Below are 15,472 nucleotides of genomic sequence, written 5' to 3'. Positions count from 1 at the left end.
GGGCACCGACACACCACGGGCCCGGGGTGGGCGACGTCAGCTGTAGACGGCCAGGGTGAGCATCGCGATCCAGGCCAGCGCCAGGACCTGCAGCGCCCGGTCGCCGAGCGCGATCTCCTCGGGCTCGCCGCCGGTGCCCCGGTCGACGTCCACCGAGTAGCGCAGCACCGCGATCACGAACGGCACGATCGACAGCACCGACCACACCGAGTTGTGGTCCTCGCGGATCTCGAACGCCCACAGCCCGTACATGACGATCATGACGGTGGCCGAGAGCGACCAGATGTAGCGCAGGTAGGACGCCGTGTAGTTCTCCAGCGACTTGCGGATCTTGGCCCCGGTGCGCTCGGCGAGGTTGATCTCGGCGTAGCGCTTGCCGGCGACCATGAACAGCGAGCCGAACCCGGTGACCAGCAGGAACCACTGCGACAGCGGGATGCCGGTGGCCACACCACCGGCGATGGAGCGCATCAGGAAGCCGGAGGCGACGATGCAGATGTCGAGCACCGGCTGGTGCTTGAGCCACAGGCAGTAGGACAGCTGCACCGCCACGTAGACGGCGAGCACGATGATCAGCTGCCAGGTCACCGCGAACGACAGCGCGATCGACCCGGCGAACAGCACGCCCGCCGCGACGAAGGCCAGCGGCACCGGGACGATGCCGGACGCGATCGGGCGGCGCCGCTTGGTCGGGTGCGCCCGGTCGGCCTCGACGTCGAGGGCGTCGTTGACCAGGTAGACACCGGACGCGGCCAGCGAGAACGCGACGAACGCGATCACGCAGTCGATCAGGACCGGCACGTCGAACAGCTGGCCGCTGACGAACGGCGCGGCGAAGACCAGGACGTTCTTCACCCACTGGCGGGGGCGCATCGTCTTGAGCAGGCCGCGGGCGACCATCGTGGTGGTGCGCTCGGACGGGTCCATCGGCACGTGCGGGGCGGGCTCGGCGGCGACGGCGGCCGGGGCCGCGTCGGCCTCGTGGCCCTCGGGGGCGCCTGCGTCGTCGGGGGCGTCCGGGACGACGGGGGTCTGCGGGTCGGCGGCCCGGGCGACCTTCTCCTTCTCGGAGTCGTCGCGGTCGACCTTCGTGGGGTCGGTGCTGGTCATGCGCTCACCCTCCGGTGGTGGGGTTGCGTGAGATCACGCGACGCGCGGTACCGGCGACGGCCGCGCCGAGCGCGGTGCCGGTGGCGACGTCGGTCGGGTAGTGCACGCCGAGGACCAGGCGCGACAGCGCCATCAGGCCCACACCCGCCACGGCCACCGGGCGGGAGCGCCTGCCCAGCAGGCCGCCGTAGAGCACGGCGGCGGCGGTGGTGGACGTGGCGTGCGAGGACGGGAAGCTCAGCCGGCTCGGGGTGCCCACCAGGACCCGGACCGCGGGGTGGTCGGGGCGGCGGCGCCGGACGACGCGCTTGATCCCGATCGAGGCGCCGTGCGCCAACGCGACGGCCGCGGCGGAGCCGAGCCACTCGCGACGGCGGGGGCGGTCCAGCGCGGCACCCACCACGCCGATCGCCAGCCAGCCCGCGGCGTGCTCGCCGAACAGCGACATCCCGCGGGCGACCCGCACGGTGGCGTCGCATCCGAGAGCGCCCTGCACGGACGCCAGCACGGCGACCTCGCCGGTGGGCGGGACGTCGGCGGGCGGTTGCGGACCGGAACGGTCCAGGGTGTCTGCCGTGTCAGCCACGGGTGGGGGCCTCCTGGCGCGGGCGCTGGCACCCGGCTCGCGGGCGATGACAGCCGGTGATGGTACGCGCGGGCGGTGTCGTGGGCCGGGTCGGGGCGGCCCGTGGGACCGGGCATGACCACTCGTCGACGGGCGGGTGAACGGCGCCGGGTGCGCTCAGAACCAGCGCTCCAGGATCTCGGCGAGCCCGTCGTGGGTGTGCGGTGCCGTCACCTCGTCGGCGAGCCCGACCAGGTCCGGGTGGGCGTTGCCCATCGCGACGCCGAGCCCGGCCCAGCGCAGCATCTCCCGGTCGTTGGGCATGTCGCCGAACGCCACGGTGTCCGCCGCGGTCACCCCGAGACGACGGGCGACCTCGGCCAGGCCGGTCGCCTTGGTGACCCCGGGGGCGGAGGCCTCCAGCAGCCCCGACGAGTGCGAGAACGTCAGGTCGGCCAGCCCGCCGGCCTTCGGTGCGAGCGCGTCCATCATCTGCTCGCTGGTCAGCTCCGGGGAGCGGATCAGCACCTTCGTCGCCGGGCGGCCGAGCAGGTCCTCGCGGCTGGTGGAGCCGCCGTCGTGCTCGCCCCAGGCGTGTACGTAGCCGGGGTCGGTGAGGAACTCGTCGACGACGCCCCGCACGCCGTCGTCGCCCTCGGCGTTCCCGACGCGCTCGACGCCGAACCCGCAGCCGGGGAACAGCTCCGCGGCGAGGCCGGCGAGCTCGCGGATCGTGGCGGGCTCCAGGGTGTGCGCGCCGAGCACGACGTCGTCGGCGGCGTCGTAGAGCACCGCGCCGTTCGCGCACACGCACAGCCGCACCAGTCCCTCGGGCAGCCGCGCGAGCACCGGCGGGATCCAGCGCGGCGGGCGGCCGGTGACCAGCACGAAGCCGGCGCCGGCGACGACCGCCCGCTCCAGCACGGCGACGGTGCGCGGGGTGACCGCGCCGCCGTCGTCGAGGAGGGTCCCGTCGACGTCGGTGGCGACGAGCCGGGGCGCGTTCTCGACGATCACACCCAGAGCGTACGGAACCGCGCGGAGACCGCCCCCGGACGACCGCGTGGCGGTTACCCTCGAACGGTGCGCGTTCTGGTGGTGGCGGCCCCGCTGTCGGGGCACCTGACACCACTGTTGCCGCTCGCCCACGCGCTCTGGGACTCCGGGCACGAGGTGCTGCTCGCCGGCGGCGGCGACGCGCACCCGCTCCCCGGGGCGGGTCCGCTGCCGTTCATCGACGTCGCCCGCAGCCTGCGGGTGGGCAGGCTGGCCGCGCGTTCGCTCGTCGCGCACCCGGTGACCGCGCGGGCCGAGCTGGCCGGGCGCGGCGGCGACGCCGGGGTGCGCTCGCTGTTCGGCCCGGTGAACGAGGAGCTGACCGACGCGCTGGTGACCGTCGCCGAGCAGTGGCGGCCCGACGTCGTGGTGTACGAGCCCCTGGCGGTCGCGGGGGCGCTCGCGGCCGCCCGGCACGACGTCCCGGCGGTGCTGCACGAGAACGGTCTGCTCGACGGGTTCGCGCTGGTCCGCACGCTGCTGGACTCCCGCCCGCTGCAGCGTGCCCGGCTGCGGCACGGGCTGCGCGGGGTCCCGCCACCGGCGATCGCGCTGACCATCGCCCCGTCGAGCCTGGTCGGGGCGCGCGACGCGCTGGCCGTGCGGCCGGGACGGGCCCGCGGCCCGGGCCGGTCCTCGCTGCCCGCCTGGCTGAGCGGCCCCTCGGTCCGCCCGCGGGTGCTGGTGCTGCGCGGCGGCGGACCGGTGCGCGGGGACCTGCAGTCCTCCGCGGTGCGCGCGCTGCCGGGCGTCCGCGCCGACGGCACGGACTGCGAGCTCGTGCTCGTCCGTCCCCCGGCGCGGCTGCTGCGCCACCACGGGCCGGGGGTGCGCACCGTCGGGCGGGTCCCGCTGGACGAGCTGCTGCCCGCCTGCGCGGCGGTGCTGCACGACGGCAGCGCCGCGCACGTGCTGGCCGCGCTCGCCGCGGGCGTCCCGCAGCTCGCGCTGCCCGGGCCCGGCGACCGGCGGCACAACGCCGAGCTGGTCGCCGCCCGCGGCGCGGGGCTGGGCGGCCCGTTCACCGCCGACACCCTGCGCAGGCTGCTGCACGACGGCGAGCTCGCGGCCGCCGCCCGCGACGTCCGCGCCGAGATCGCCGCGATGCCGACGCCGCAGGCCAGGGTCGAGGTGCTGACCGCCCTGGCCTGAGCGGCGCCGGGACCGAGGGTCTAGAAGACGGCGACCGCGACGATCAGACCGAGCGCGACGTGCGCGGCCGCGACGACCTTCGCCACCGCCCGCGGCTCGTCGGACTGGATGACCTCGCCGATGTCGATGCCGGTCACCCACTCCAGCAGCCGCACCGCGGCGACCTGGGCGATGATCCCGATCAGGCCGAACACCAGCGACGACACGACGCCCTGCAGCAGCGAGCCGTACGAGCCGTAGATCGCGGTGACGATGATGAACGCCATCGACAGCATCCCGGCCGAGGTGATCGTGACCGCGTTCGGCAGGCCGCCGCGGACCATCGCCGGGAGCTTGCCCGGCGTGGTGAGGTCGATGGCCCAGAAGCCGACCAGCATGAGCAGGGTGCCGATCACGGCGTAGAGCAGGATCGCGCCGACACCGCGGCCGAGGAAGCCCCAGTACGTGGCGTCGAACGCCTGGGCGAGGATCACGGGAGGTACCTCCGGGGAGCGGGGGTGTGCAGGAACTGGTGCGGGAACAGGGGTCAGGACTCGGGGATGCGGTGCGGCACGAAGGCCGCGCCGTCGTCGGTGATCAGGCCGGCGGTCTCGCGGATGCCGAGCCCGGCGGCGGTGTCACCGACCAGCCAGGCGCCCAGGCAGGGACGGAACCCGTCGAACTCGGGCAGCGGGTCGAACATCTGGTAGACGAAGCCCTCGTCGCCGTAGACGCCGCCGGTGGCGGTCTCGTGGCCGGGGGCGACGATCTGGATGTTGGCGCCCTCGCGGCCCAGCAGGGGCTTGCGGACGTACTCGGTGAGGATGCCGGGGTTGCCGAGCGAGGCGGGCAGCAGGTTCGGGTGCCCGGGGTACATCTCCCAGAGCACCGCGAGCAGCGCCTTGTTCGACAGCAGGGTCTTCCACAGCGGTTCGAGCCACAGCGTCTCGGGCAGGCTGCGGGTGACGTGCTTGCCGAACTCGTCGGACAGCATCCACTCCCAGGGGTAGAGCTTGAACACCGTCGACATCGGAGCTTCCTCGAGGTCGACGAAGCGGTCCAGTGCGGAGTCCCAGCCGATGTCCTCGATGGACAGTCCGACGGTGTCGAGGCCCGCCTCGGCGGCGGTCTCCTGCAGGTAGCCGACGGTGATGTGGTCCTCGCCGGTGGACTCGGCTCCGGACCAGGTGACGTGCACCTCCGACGACGGCAGCAGACCCTTCAGCTCGCCCCAGCGTTCGACGAGCTTCTCGTGCAGGGAGTTCCACTGGTCGTCGCCCGGGTGGACGTCGGACAGCCAGTGCCACTGCAGGATCGAGGCCTCCAGCAGCGAGGTGGGGGTGTCCGCGTTGTACTCGAGCAGCTTGGCCGGGCCGGAGCCGTCGTAGCGGAGGTCGAAGCGGCCGTAGAGGTGCGGGTCGGAGCGGCGCCAGGACTGCGCGACCTGCTCCCAGCACCACTCGGGCAGCGCGAAGTCCCGGAACCGCTCGGTGGTGACCACGTGGTCGACCGCCGACAGGCACATCGACTGGAGCACCTCGACGTCGGCCTCGAGGGACAGGACCTCGTCCATCTCGAAGACGTAGTGCACCGACTCGTCCCAGTAGGGCCGCTCGTTGCCCGAGCCGTCCCGGCCGGGGGTGCCGAAGACCAGGCCCTGCTCGGCCACGGTGCGCTGCCAGTCCGGGCGGGGGGTGCCGCGTTCGCGTCGCACGCCTCAGCTCCCGCTGGACGAGCCGGACCCGCCCGAGGAGGACGACGACCCGCCGCCCACGCCGAGACCGCCCCGGGAGATCGTTCCGCTGCGGTTCGCCGAGCCGATCGTCGAACCGGTCGTGCCGCTGCGGACGGTGGTGCCGCTCGGCGGCGGGGACACGTTCCCCCCGGTCGCGACCTGACCGACGCCGCCGGTGCCGCCGTAGTTGTAGTGGTACTGGCGGCCGTTGCCGCCCAGGAAGATCGGCACGAAGGCGAAGCCGCCGCCCCCGCTGGCGACCTGGCCCTGGCGCTCGGTACCGCTGCAGTTCTCGTCCGGCACGACGACGCCCTGGTCGTCGACGCAGCGCGCCTCGACCGACTCGCTGCCGCCGCCGGACCCGGCGTACACGGCCGCGATCAGGGCGACGACGCCGACGGTCGCGCCGGCGCCGATCAGCACCCGCTTCGTGGTCTTCGAGCGGGCCTCCTTGAGCCGCACCGCCTCGCGGTCCGCGCGCAGCTTCTGCTCGCGGGCGCGCTTCTCGGCGAGCGTGGGCTCGCGGGGCGTGGTGCTGCCGTCCTGCTGCCGGATCCGGCCGCGCGGGGCCTCGGCGGGCTGCTCGGCGGGCGCGTTCGCCCACGGCGCCGTCGCCGGTCCGTCGGTCTGCGGTGTCGGCGTCGTCGACTGCGGCTCCGGCGGCTGCGGTGTCGCGCCGCCCGGTGCCGCCCTCGGCGTACCGGCGGGCGGCGTGCTGTCGTCCGGGCCGCCGCCGGCGCGCGGTCCGTCGGTCATCGCTGGTCCCCCATCGTCACTCCCGTCCCCCGCGCGCACCGTACCGGGACCGGCCGACGACCACCGGCCGTTCCCGGATGACGATTCGGCTGCGTTTCGCCCACGTCCGCGCGGACGAGTGGTCGCGGCACCCCGTCGCACCGGGCGGACCTGCACGTTCACAGCATCCGGCCGACCGACCGCCGCGCCGGGGCTCCGGCCGGGTGAAGCCACGCCGACCCCGGCTGCATGATGGGGACGTCATGGATTCCCGCTCCCCCGCCGGCTCCGACCGGCCCGACGCGACCGGCCGCACCGCCGTCCACGGCGGGCAGGGCACGACCTCGGTGCTGTCCCGGCCCTCGGCCACCCCGGTGGTGCCGACCCGCAGGCGGGGTCCCGCCGACGGTGCGGCCGGGCGGGGCGGCCTGCGTGGAGCCCGGCGGGTGGGCATCGGGATCCTGGTCGGCGCACTGCTCATGCTGGCCGTCGCGTCGGTCGACTCACTGCTCGGCGCCGAGGTGCCGGTGCTGGGCTCGTTCGCGTCCTCCGGGGTGCCGAAGGTGGAGGAGCCCCCGCCGCTGCCGCCCCCGCCGGACACCGCGGGCACCTGCCTGAACTGGACCCGCTCCGACGCGACCGACACCGCCGCCGTCGACTGCGCCCGGCCGCACCTGTTCGAGCAGGCGGGTCGGGTCGCGCTGGCCGACCAGCCGGCGTTCCCGGCCGACGAGACCTGGCAGAAGCTCGTCGCCGAGCGCTGCACCCCGGTGGTCACGACGTACCTGAACGGCAAGTTCGACCCGGACGGGAAGTTCCGGGTGGGCGCGCTCAAGCCGTCGCAGCAGCGTTGGGACGGCGGTGACAAGGGCATGCGCTGCGGCCTGCAGATGGCCTCGCGCAGCGGGGAGATGTCCCCGATCACCGGCAAGGTCGCCGCGCAGGACCAGTCGGCGGTCCAGCCGGTGGGCACCTGCCTGGCCATCGACGGACGCACCGTCGGCGACCCGACCGACTGCGCCGGGCCGCACGCCGTCGAGGCCGTCGGGCTGGTCGACCTGGGCAGCGAGTTCACGGGCGACTGGCCGACCGTCGAGGACCAGGACACGTTCCTCCAGCCCGCCTGCACCACGGCCGCGAACACGTTCGCCGGCAACGACACCGTGATCGGCGCCAAGGGCCTCACCGTCTACTGGGGCAACCTCTCCGAGGAGTCCTGGAAGGCCGGTAGCCGCAAGGTCAACTGCAACATCGGCACCCTGCTGCCGGACAACAGCGGCTTCGCCTCGATCACCGGCTCGGTGAAGGGCGATCTCGTCGTCTCCGGGCAGCCCGCCGCCGCGGCGCCGTCCGCGCCCGGTGCCCCCGCCGCGCCGGGCGGCGCCCCGGCCGACGGAGCGGCCACCCCGGCGCCGGGCTCGCAGGCCCCGGTCGAGCAGCCCGACGCCGAGCAGCCCGCCGCACCCGACAGCGGCGCCGGGCAGCCGGACCTGGACATCCCGCCCGGCCTGCCCGGGCTGTCGGGCAACTGACGTGCCGGTGGCGATGCCCGCCGACCGGTTCGACGAACTGGTCGGCGAGGCGCTCGACCTCGTGCCCACCGAGCTCGCCGCGGCGATGGACAACGTCGTCGTGCTGGTGGAGCCGCGCCACCCCGACGAGCCGGACCTGCTCGGGCTCTACGAGGGCGTCGCGCTGACCGAGCGCACCGCGGACTACGCGGGCGAGCTGCCGGACCGGATCACCGTGTACCGCGACGCCGTCCTCGACTTCTGCGAGGACGAGGAGCAGGTCGTCGACGAGGTCGCGATCACCGTCGTCCACGAGATCGCGCACCACTTCGGCATCACCGAGGAGAAGCTGCACGAGCTCGGCTGGGGCTGACCCCTACCGGTGGGTGGCGCGCCGCCCGCCGGGCATCGCGTCCCACAGCTCCGGGACCCAGCCGCCGGGGTCGCGACGCAGCACGACCCGGCCGGTGTTGGGGACCGGGCGCTCGCGGCCGTAGGTGACGTCGGGGTGGCCGGGTCCGGAGCCGTCGTGCCCGCCGAGCAGCGCCAGCGACAGGATCCGGATCGCCGCCCCGTGGCTGACGACGACGACCGCCCCCTCCGCCACGCCGGAGGTCACCGCGGCGAGGTCGGGCAGCGCCCGGTCCCACACGTCGCGGGCGGACTCGCCGCCGGGCATCGCGCGGTCGACGTCACCGTCCCACCAGGCCTCGAAGACCTCGTCGAACGCGGCGCGGGCGTCGTCGCCCTCCTGGCCCTCGAGGTCCCCGACGAACACCTCGTGCAGGCCCTGGAGCAGCCCCACCCCGCGTCCGAGCGCACGGCCGATCGGGGTGGCGGTCTCCTGCGCCCGGGTCGCCCGTGACGCGTACAGGCCCCGTACGGGCCATCCGGCGAGCAGCCCGGCGACCTCCCCGGCCTGCGCGTGACCCAGCTCGTCCAGCCCGGGGCCCGGCAGCGCGGTGTCGAGGCGGTGCCGCACGTTCGACGGGGTACGGCCGTGCCGGACCAGCACCAGGCGCAGCGCGCCGTCGTCCGGCGGGACCTGCGCGGTCCGGGTGCCGGTGCCGACGGCCGCGAAGGAGGCCGCGCCATCGTGCTCGTCGTCGGTCTGGTGGCTCACGTGTCGGCTCCCCGTCGGACCGCGGCGAGCCAGCGCTCGGACGCGGCGTAGTCGTCGGCGGTGGCGACACCGAGCGCCGCCACCGGGCTCCCCACACCGGCCGCCGAGGCGTCCGGTGCGGGATCGGATCGCGGGAACGACCCGAGGTAGATCAGCCGGTCGCAGCGACGGTGCAGCGCGGCCAGGGCCTCCCCCATCGCCGGGTCGGCGACGTGACCCGAGCAGTCGAGGTGGAACCAGTACTCGGCGTGGCGGCCCTTCACCGGGCGGGACTCGATCCGGGTCAGGTCGATGCCGCGGACGGCGACCTCGGTGAGCAGGCCGAGCAGGGTGCCGGGGCGGTTCGTCGTCGTCGCGGCGAGGGTGGTGCGGTCCCAGCCGGTCGGCGCCGGCGGCGGGCCGGGGCGGGTCAGCAGCACGAAGCGGGTGACGGCGCCCACGTTGTCGGCGATGTCGTCGGCCAGCACCTCCAGGCCGTGCTGCGAGGCCGCGAGCGGAGCGGCGACGGCGGCGTCGACCTCGCCCCGGGCGGCCTGGGCCGCGGCCTCCGCGGTGGAGGAGCTGACCCGGACCTCGGCGGCCGGCAGGTGCTCGGCGAGCCAGCCGCGGGTCTGGGCGATGCCGTGGCCGTGGGAGGCGACCGAGCGGATCGCGTCACGCATGGTGCCCGGGCGGCCCATCAGGCAGAACCGGACCGCGATCCGGGCCTCACGGGCGATCACCAGCGGCGGGTCGGCGACGAGCCCGTCGAGCACCGGCGGGACGGCGCCCTCGACGGTGTTCTCGATCGGCACGCAGCCGGCGTCGACGGAGCCGTCGCGGACGGCCGCCAGCACCGCGGGGGCGCCGGGCAGCGGCACGAGCTCCGCGCCACGCGACTCGGGCAGGGTCAGCAGGGCCTGCTCGGTGAACGTGGCGTGCGGCCCCAGGAATCCGATCCGCATCCGATCCGTCCTGATCAGTCCAGCAGCCCGAGGGCGACGAGGTCGGCGATCGGGACCGGCTCCGGGTCGACGCCGCAGCGCGGCAGGACGGTGCGGACCTGCTCGACGGCGGCCTCGGGCAGCTCGTCGAGCTCCCGGGCCAGCTTCTCGCCGTCGGTGCAGGCCAGGGCATCCTCGGCCGGGTCGGGCGAGGCGCTGACCCCGGTCATCCGCGCGACGGCGGCGATCAGGTTCAGCAGGCCGTGGCGGCCGCGGGGCGTCGACGCGGACGGGTCCTCGCGGACGATCCGGTCGATGCCCTGGGCCGAGATCCCGCCGGTGCCGCTCTCCAGGCCGGCCAGCAGGAACTTGTGCACGTCCACGATCTCCGGCACGTCGGAGGCGCGCGGCCCGCCGAGGCGGATCTTCGGGGTGCAGCCGTGCTCGGCGACCTTGCGGACGGCGGCGAGCCAGGCGAGCGTGCCGTCGGCGTCCCCCTCGACGGGGCGGCGCGGCTCCACGACCGGGGTCACCTCGTCCGGCACGAACTCCGAGACGCGCTCGAGCCAGATGCCGTCGACGTCCGGCGGTGCGGCGCACTCGACGGTGCTCGGGGTGAGCAGGCTGGAGCGGGAGAACACGGTCGACAGCGCCTTCGGCACCGCACCCAGCCCGGTGTCGACGACGAGGGCCAGCTCCGCCGGCCGGCTCGGCGCGGAACGGGCGAGCTCGGTGACGACGGCGGGCAGCTGCGACGCGGGGCAGACCAGCCGTCCGACGAGGCCTCCGTAGTGGCCGTCGCGGGCGGCGAGATAGCGCGACACGACGGCGTCGACGCCCGGTGCGACGGTCCTCGGCTGCAGCAGGCTGGTGTCGTCGACCAGCGCGGCGAGCAGCGGACGGATCGGCCACGGGTCGGCTGAGGAACCCGAGGGCACGGTCATCACGTCGACAGACGCTAACGGTCGGGTCACGGCGACCCATCAACGGGGGTTGCCCCCCTGTGTGCGCAGCCACTGGACAGGCGATACTTCCGACTGCTTAGGTAAGGATTACCTAATCGGAGGTGAGAGTGGGAACGACCCGAGTGCGCCGCCCCCCGACGCCCGCCGTCGCCGAGCGAGCCCGCAGCCTCGTCACCCGTGGTGGCCGCGCGGCACTCGTCGGCACCGGCGAGCCGGAACCGTGTGCGCCGCTGATGCACCACACCTGGCCGGACGGCACGACCGACCTGCTGCTGCCCGACGACCACGTGCTCCGCGAGCGGGCCCGGCTCACCCTCGGCGGGCTCCCGGTGATGCTCGAGCTGACCGGCAGCACACCGGTGCCGCTCGACGAGCCGGTCCGGGAGCTGCTGTGGCTGGTCGGGACGCTGGAGGAGCCCGACCCGGCCACCGGCCGGGAGCGGGCGCTGCGGCTCGCCGAGAAGGCCCCGCACCCCAACCTCCTCGACGCCGGGCGCGGCGCCACCCTGCTGCGGCTGCACCCGTCGTCGGCGGTCTACTCCGACGCCGAGGGCTGCGCGCCGGTCTCGCCGACCGAGCTCGTGGCCGCCGAGCCCGACCCGTTCTGCCGGGTCGAGCAGGTGTGGCTGGAGCATCTGGACCGGGCGCACCCGGAGATGCTGTGCGCGCTGCGCCGCCATCTGCCCGACGGGCTGGGGTTCACCGGCGGCCGGGTCCGCCCGGTCGGCGTGGACCGCTTCGGGCTCCGCGTGCGGGTGCCCACCGCGACCGGCACCCAGGACGTGCGGCTGGCGTTCTCCGCGCCCGCGGACACGCCCGAGGAGCTGCAGCGCCGGTTCGCCGAGCTGGTGGGCTGCCCGGCGGCGGGGGGCCGCTGAGCCGGGTCAGGGACCGGCGGGTGCCAGGTGCTCGGCCTGCACCTTCCGGGTCACCTTGCGCTCGGCGACGAACGACGCGACCGGGATGGTGCCCGCGGCCAGGATGACCACGGCGAACACCGGCTTCCAGCGGCAGCGCTCGGCCAGGATCAGCGTGCACACGATGTAGATCATGTACAGGAAGCCGTGCACCATCCCGATCAGCGCGACCGGCCGCGGGTCGCCGAACAGGTACTTCGCCGGCATCGCGTAGAAGGTCAGCAGCAGCAGGCCGACGCCGGTGACCCAGGCGGAGATCCGGTAGGCCTTCAGAGCGGTCGCGACGGTCACGGGGTGGACTCCTCCCGGTGCCGGGCCGCCAGGCGGGCCAGCTCCTCGTTGTAGGCCCGCAGCTGCGGGTCGGTGCTGCGGGGCGGGGCGGCGTTCGCCGGGCGGGACGTGAACGGCGACGGCCCGGCCGGGGGTGCCGGGACCGCAGGCGTCGTGTCCGGCGTCGAGGCCTGTGTCGCGGCCTGTGTCGTGACCGCGGGGGAGGTCCCGGCGGTCCGCGCCGGCACGGTGGCGGGAGTGTCGGACTGCGTGGCCGGTGCCTGCGCGGCGGCCGGATCGGTGCCCGGTACCCCCGGGGAGCCGCCGGCCGCCCCCGCCGCCCGCAGTTCGGCGATCTCCATGCTCAGGAAGCGCCACCACATGACGCCGAAGAAGACGGCGAACAGCGGCCACTGCAGGCCGTAGCCCACGTTGAGGGCCGAGCCCATCGCCGATCCCGCACGCCCCCACTGCCAGATGGCCAGCCAGGTGCAGGCGACCATCGCGCCGAGTGTGAGGACGTGCCAGACCATCCACCTCGGGGACAGCAGCAGCCGCATCACGCGGACCAGGGTACGCACCCCGGCTTGGCCACGGCCGGGCCCCGACGGGCGCTCGGTCACGCCGGCCCGGGCGCCGGGCGCGCGGGCGGTCTCGTGGTCGCCCCGCCGCTCCCCCGCCTGCCCCGTGACCCATGCGGCGATCCGTCGCCCACGCCGCGATCCGCAGCCCGCTCGGTGGTCCCCGCCCGCCCGGTGGTCCGTCGTTCGCGCGCTGATCCGCAGTCCGCGCGCTGATCCGTAGTCCGCGCGTGTCCGGACGCACGCGAATCGCGGATCAGCGCGCGCGGTGCGGATCAGCGCGTGCGGTGCGGATCACGTGCCCCGCGACCCGGCCTGCACCGCACGGCTCGGCCCGCGGAACCGTCCGGCACCCGGTGCGATGATCGGCCCATGACGAGCGGACCGGCCCCGGCGCGACCGCGTGGGACCCTGCGGGACTGGCTGAGCCCGGCGCCCCCGTCCTTCCCGGGCGTCGCCACCGACCCCCGCGAGCGACGGCTGATCGGCCTGGAGATCGCCGTCGTCCTGACCGTGACGCTGGGCCTGTCCGCGGTGCGCAGCGCGCTGTCGCTGCTCGAGGCCCTGCTGAACCCCGCCCCGCTGGCCGACCAGCAGGTCACCCTGAACGCGCCCGCGTCCACCGACGCCTGGATCGACCTCGCGTTCCAACTGGTCCGCGCGCTGCAGCTGGCCGGGTGGGGCGCGCTGGCCGCGTACCTCCTGCTGCGGGCGGGCGTCGCGCTGCACCGGGTCGGGCTCGACGGGCGGCGGCCGTGGCGCGACGCGGCGCACTCCGCGGGCCTGGCCGCGCTGATCGGCCTCCCCGGGCTGGGGCTCTACCTGGCCGGACGGCTCGCCGGGATCACCCCGGACGTCGCGCCCAGCACGCTGACCGACCAGTGGTGGCGGATCCCGGTGCTGGTGCTGTCCGCGGCGGCGAACTCCTGGGCGGAGGAGGTCGTCATGATCGGCTACCTGCTCACCCGGCTGCGCCGGCTCGGCTGGTCGGAGAACCGGTCGGCGTTCGCAGCCGCCGTCCTGCGCGGGTGCTACCATCTCTACCAGGGGATCGGCGCGTTCGCCGGCAACCTCGTCATGGGCCTGGTGTTCGCGCGCTACTGGCAGCGGACGAACCGGCTGTGGCCGCTCGTCGGCGCCCATCTGCTGATCGACATCGTGGCGTTCGTCGGGTACGCGCTGCTGGGTGGCGTGCTCCCGTTCTGACCCGGGAAAGGGGCCCTCACCAGCGGAAAGGTGACCCTGTCCAACTGAGACGGACGCCCTTTCTGGAGCCGTTCCAGGAAAAGCCGCCAGTCGCTAACCTGGATGTCATGACCGACGAGTCGAAGTTCCACGCCCTGCTCCGCGACCAGGTCCGGAGCGAGTTCACCGCCGCCCAGCAGTACCTCGCGATCGCCGTCTGGCTGGACGACGCCGACCTCCCGCAGCTGGCCGCGCACTTCTACGCGCAGGCCGTCGAGGAGCGCAACCATGCGATGATGATGGTCCGGTACCAGCTGGACAACGACCTCACGGCGACCATCCCCTCGGTCGGCGAGGTGCAGAACGACTTCGCCTCGGTCGAGGAGCTCGTGCAGCTCGCGCTGGCCCAGGAGAAGCAGGTCACCGAGCAGATCACCACACTGGCCCGCACCGCCCGCGACGAGGACGACTACCTCGGCGAGCAGTTCCTGCAGTGGTTCCTGAAGGAGCAGGTGGAGGAGGTCGCCTCGATGACGACGCTGCTCACCATCGTCCGCCGCGCCGGCGACGACCTGTTCCACGTCGAGGACTTCGTGGCCCGCGAGCTCGCGCGCGGCGACGCCGCCGACGCGACCGCCCCGGCCGCCGCGGGCGGCGCCCTCTAGGAACCCCTCGTCGGTCAGACCCGGGTCCCGGGGCGCCGAGCAGGTGCGCGGGGACCCGCGGCCGTCTAGCGCAGGGTGATCTGCTTGCCCGCGAGCACGTCGCGCGCCCGGTGCTCGGACTCGGTCAGCGGCGTGGCCTCCAGCCCGGCCACCGCCTCGTCGAGCCGCTTCGCGAACTCCGCGGCGGGAACCGCCCACTCCGAGGAGTGCATCTCCCGGTCGACGTCCCAGACCGGCACGAGCAGCCCGTGCGCCCGGAACGACCCGGCGTAGCGGGAACCCTCGCCCAGCTCCAGGCCGCCCTGGCCGGACAGCCGCGCCAGCGCCGCCATCAGCGTCGTCTCGTCCTCGGTCCGCACCCAGCGCACGTGCGCCTTGGACCCGGTGTCGACCCAGTACGCGCCGCGCACGCCGTCGGCGGTCACCGCCTCGGTCGGCATGATCACCGAGTTGGCGCGCTCCAGCATCGCCTGGGCCTCGGGGTCCGGGCTCTCCGACGGCAGCCACCACGCGAAGTCGGCGTGCACCGTCGGCTCCAGCGGCGTGCCGGGCTCCAGCACGTCCTGCAGCCGCTCACCGGTGTGGCGCCCGGCCCCGACGACCGGCAGCGACGATCCCGGCTCGGCCGAGCGCGCCCACGCGAGCGCCCCGGCGAGGTCGGCCGAGAGGTCCCCGGACCGGGTCTGGACCTGCATGCCGAGCAGGACCTCGCCGTTGTCGCGTACGATCGCGGCGGACGCGCCCGGCAGGACCGAGGCCAGCGTGACCGAGCCGCCGGAGCGGACCGGGAGGGCCGCCGTCGCCGACGGGAGGAACTCCCGCATGGCGACGAGGTCGGGCTCCGCCGCGAGGCCCTCGAACGGCCGGATGACGATCACGTCGTCACCGGCGCCGTGGCAGGCCTTGTACCGCTTGCCGGAGCCGCAGGGGCACGGCCGGCGCGGGTTGTCCCCCGCGTCGGCGGTGCTGGCACGGTTGCGCGTCTTCTTACCCATCGCCG

Annotated in this window: 18 protein-coding genes; 6 read left to right on the top strand and 12 right to left on the bottom strand. The window is 74.8% G+C overall.

Translation table 11 applies throughout. The features are described from left to right. Window positions 1–36 precede the first annotated feature (36 nt). From WHI96_RS01510 to WHI96_RS01500, 3 genes are all read right to left on the bottom strand, one after another. Complete coding sequence (locus WHI96_RS01510) at window positions 37–927, bottom strand: decaprenyl-phosphate phosphoribosyltransferase (protein ID WP_244325898.1); 891 nt, start codon at window positions 925–927, stop codon at window positions 37–39. Between the two features lie 187 nt (window positions 928–1,114). Then, window positions 1,115–1,696 (bottom strand): phosphatase PAP2 family protein, encoded by a 582-nt coding sequence (locus WHI96_RS01505; RefSeq protein ID WP_345648112.1) that lies wholly within the window; start codon window positions 1,694–1,696, stop codon window positions 1,115–1,117. A gap of 156 nt (window positions 1,697–1,852) precedes the next feature. Then, window positions 1,853–2,692, bottom strand: a complete 840-nt coding sequence (locus WHI96_RS01500; RefSeq protein ID WP_345648109.1) for an HAD family hydrolase — start codon at window positions 2,690–2,692, stop codon at window positions 1,853–1,855. A gap of 66 nt (window positions 2,693–2,758) precedes the next feature. Here WHI96_RS01500 and WHI96_RS01495 point away from each other — a divergent pair, with 66 nt between their 5' ends. Next, window positions 2,759–3,883 carry a nucleotide disphospho-sugar-binding domain-containing protein gene (locus WHI96_RS01495; protein ID WP_345648106.1) on the top strand — a complete coding sequence of 375 codons (1,125 nt, stop codon included), beginning with the start codon at window positions 2,759–2,761 and terminating at the stop codon, window positions 3,881–3,883. Between the two features lie 20 nt (window positions 3,884–3,903). On the opposite strand, the gene WHI96_RS01490 is transcribed toward WHI96_RS01495, so the two are convergent. Genes WHI96_RS01490 through WHI96_RS01480 form a run of 3 tightly spaced genes read right to left on the bottom strand, consistent with a single transcriptional unit; the run spans window position 3,904 to window position 6,353 of the window. Next, window positions 3,904–4,356, bottom strand: a complete 453-nt coding sequence (locus WHI96_RS01490; RefSeq protein WP_083474448.1) for a DUF350 domain-containing protein — start codon at window positions 4,354–4,356, stop codon at window positions 3,904–3,906. A 53-nt stretch (window positions 4,357–4,409) separates the two neighbouring features. Continuing rightward, window positions 4,410–5,576 (bottom strand): glutathionylspermidine synthase family protein, encoded by a 1,167-nt coding sequence (locus WHI96_RS01485; protein ID WP_345648103.1) that lies wholly within the window; start codon window positions 5,574–5,576, stop codon window positions 4,410–4,412. Between the two features lie 3 nt (window positions 5,577–5,579). Beyond that, window positions 5,580–6,353: a hypothetical protein gene (locus WHI96_RS01480; RefSeq protein WP_345648100.1), complete on the bottom strand. Its 774-nt coding sequence runs from the start codon at window positions 6,351–6,353 to the stop codon at window positions 5,580–5,582. Between the two features lie 242 nt (window positions 6,354–6,595). Between WHI96_RS01480 and WHI96_RS01475 the strand changes: the two genes are divergently transcribed. Together WHI96_RS01475 and WHI96_RS01470 are read left to right on the top strand one after the other, a co-directional pair. Next, complete coding sequence (locus WHI96_RS01475) at window positions 6,596–7,864, top strand: septum formation family protein (protein WP_345648097.1); 1,269 nt, start codon at window positions 6,596–6,598, stop codon at window positions 7,862–7,864. 1 nt (window position 7,865) lies between these two features. Next, window positions 7,866–8,216: a metallopeptidase family protein gene (locus WHI96_RS01470; protein ID WP_345648094.1), complete on the top strand. Its 351-nt coding sequence runs from the start codon at window positions 7,866–7,868 to the stop codon at window positions 8,214–8,216. 3 nt (window positions 8,217–8,219) lie between these two features. On the opposite strand, the gene WHI96_RS01465 is transcribed toward WHI96_RS01470, so the two are convergent. From WHI96_RS01465 to WHI96_RS01455, 3 genes are read right to left on the bottom strand one after another with little or no spacing between them, the layout of a single operon-like run. Further along, window positions 8,220–8,966 carry a histidine phosphatase family protein gene (locus tag WHI96_RS01465; RefSeq protein ID WP_345648091.1) on the bottom strand — a complete coding sequence of 249 codons (747 nt, stop codon included), beginning with the start codon at window positions 8,964–8,966 and terminating at the stop codon, window positions 8,220–8,222. After that, the gene (pheA, locus tag WHI96_RS01460; RefSeq protein WP_345648088.1) at window positions 8,963–9,910 is read right to left on the bottom strand and encodes a prephenate dehydratase; all 948 of its coding nucleotides are present in this window, start codon (window positions 9,908–9,910) and stop codon (window positions 8,963–8,965) included. The genes WHI96_RS01465 and pheA overlap by 4 nt, the downstream gene beginning before the upstream one ends. A 14-nt stretch (window positions 9,911–9,924) precedes the next feature. Next, entirely contained in the window at window positions 9,925–10,833 is a 909-nt protein-coding gene (locus WHI96_RS01455) for a hypothetical protein (RefSeq protein WP_208818742.1), read from the bottom strand. A gap of 128 nt (window positions 10,834–10,961) precedes the next feature. Between WHI96_RS01455 and WHI96_RS01450 the strand changes: the two genes are divergently transcribed. Beyond that, the gene (locus WHI96_RS01450) at window positions 10,962–11,732 is read left to right on the top strand and encodes a DUF2470 domain-containing protein (RefSeq protein ID WP_345648085.1); all 771 of its coding nucleotides are present in this window, start codon (window positions 10,962–10,964) and stop codon (window positions 11,730–11,732) included. Window positions 11,733–11,738: 6 nt separating this feature from the next. Here the strand turns inward: WHI96_RS01450 and WHI96_RS01445 are convergent, their stop codons facing one another. Continuing rightward, complete coding sequence (locus WHI96_RS01445; RefSeq protein WP_020625020.1) at window positions 11,739–12,062, bottom strand: DUF3817 domain-containing protein; 324 nt, start codon at window positions 12,060–12,062, stop codon at window positions 11,739–11,741. Further along, a complete protein-coding gene (locus WHI96_RS01440) occupies window positions 12,059–12,601 on the bottom strand; it encodes a hypothetical protein (protein ID WP_345648560.1) in 543 nt (180 codons plus the stop codon). Before WHI96_RS01440 ends, WHI96_RS01445 begins: the two co-directional genes overlap by 4 nt. 393 nt (window positions 12,602–12,994) lie before the next feature. On the opposite strand from WHI96_RS01440, the gene WHI96_RS01435 reads away from it, so the two are divergent. Both WHI96_RS01435 and WHI96_RS01430 read left to right on the top strand, forming a co-directional pair. Then, window positions 12,995–13,828 (top strand): CPBP family intramembrane glutamic endopeptidase, encoded by an 834-nt coding sequence (locus tag WHI96_RS01435; RefSeq protein ID WP_345648079.1) that lies wholly within the window; start codon window positions 12,995–12,997, stop codon window positions 13,826–13,828. Between the two features lie 107 nt (window positions 13,829–13,935). Next, window positions 13,936–14,472, top strand: a complete 537-nt coding sequence (locus tag WHI96_RS01430; protein ID WP_345648075.1) for a ferritin — start codon at window positions 13,936–13,938, stop codon at window positions 14,470–14,472. 65 nt (window positions 14,473–14,537) lie between these two features. Here the strand turns inward: WHI96_RS01430 and WHI96_RS01425 are convergent, their stop codons facing one another. Beyond that, entirely contained in the window at window positions 14,538–15,467 is a 930-nt protein-coding gene (locus WHI96_RS01425; RefSeq protein ID WP_345648072.1) for a DUF5926 family protein, read from the bottom strand. Window positions 15,468–15,472 lie beyond the last annotated feature (5 nt).

The sequence above is a fragment of the Pseudonocardia tropica genome, assembly GCF_040105315.1.
GTDB classification, from domain to species: Bacteria; Actinomycetota; Actinomycetes; order Mycobacteriales; family Pseudonocardiaceae; genus Pseudonocardia; species Pseudonocardia alni.
This window is presented reverse-complemented; position numbering and strand designations above follow the sequence as displayed.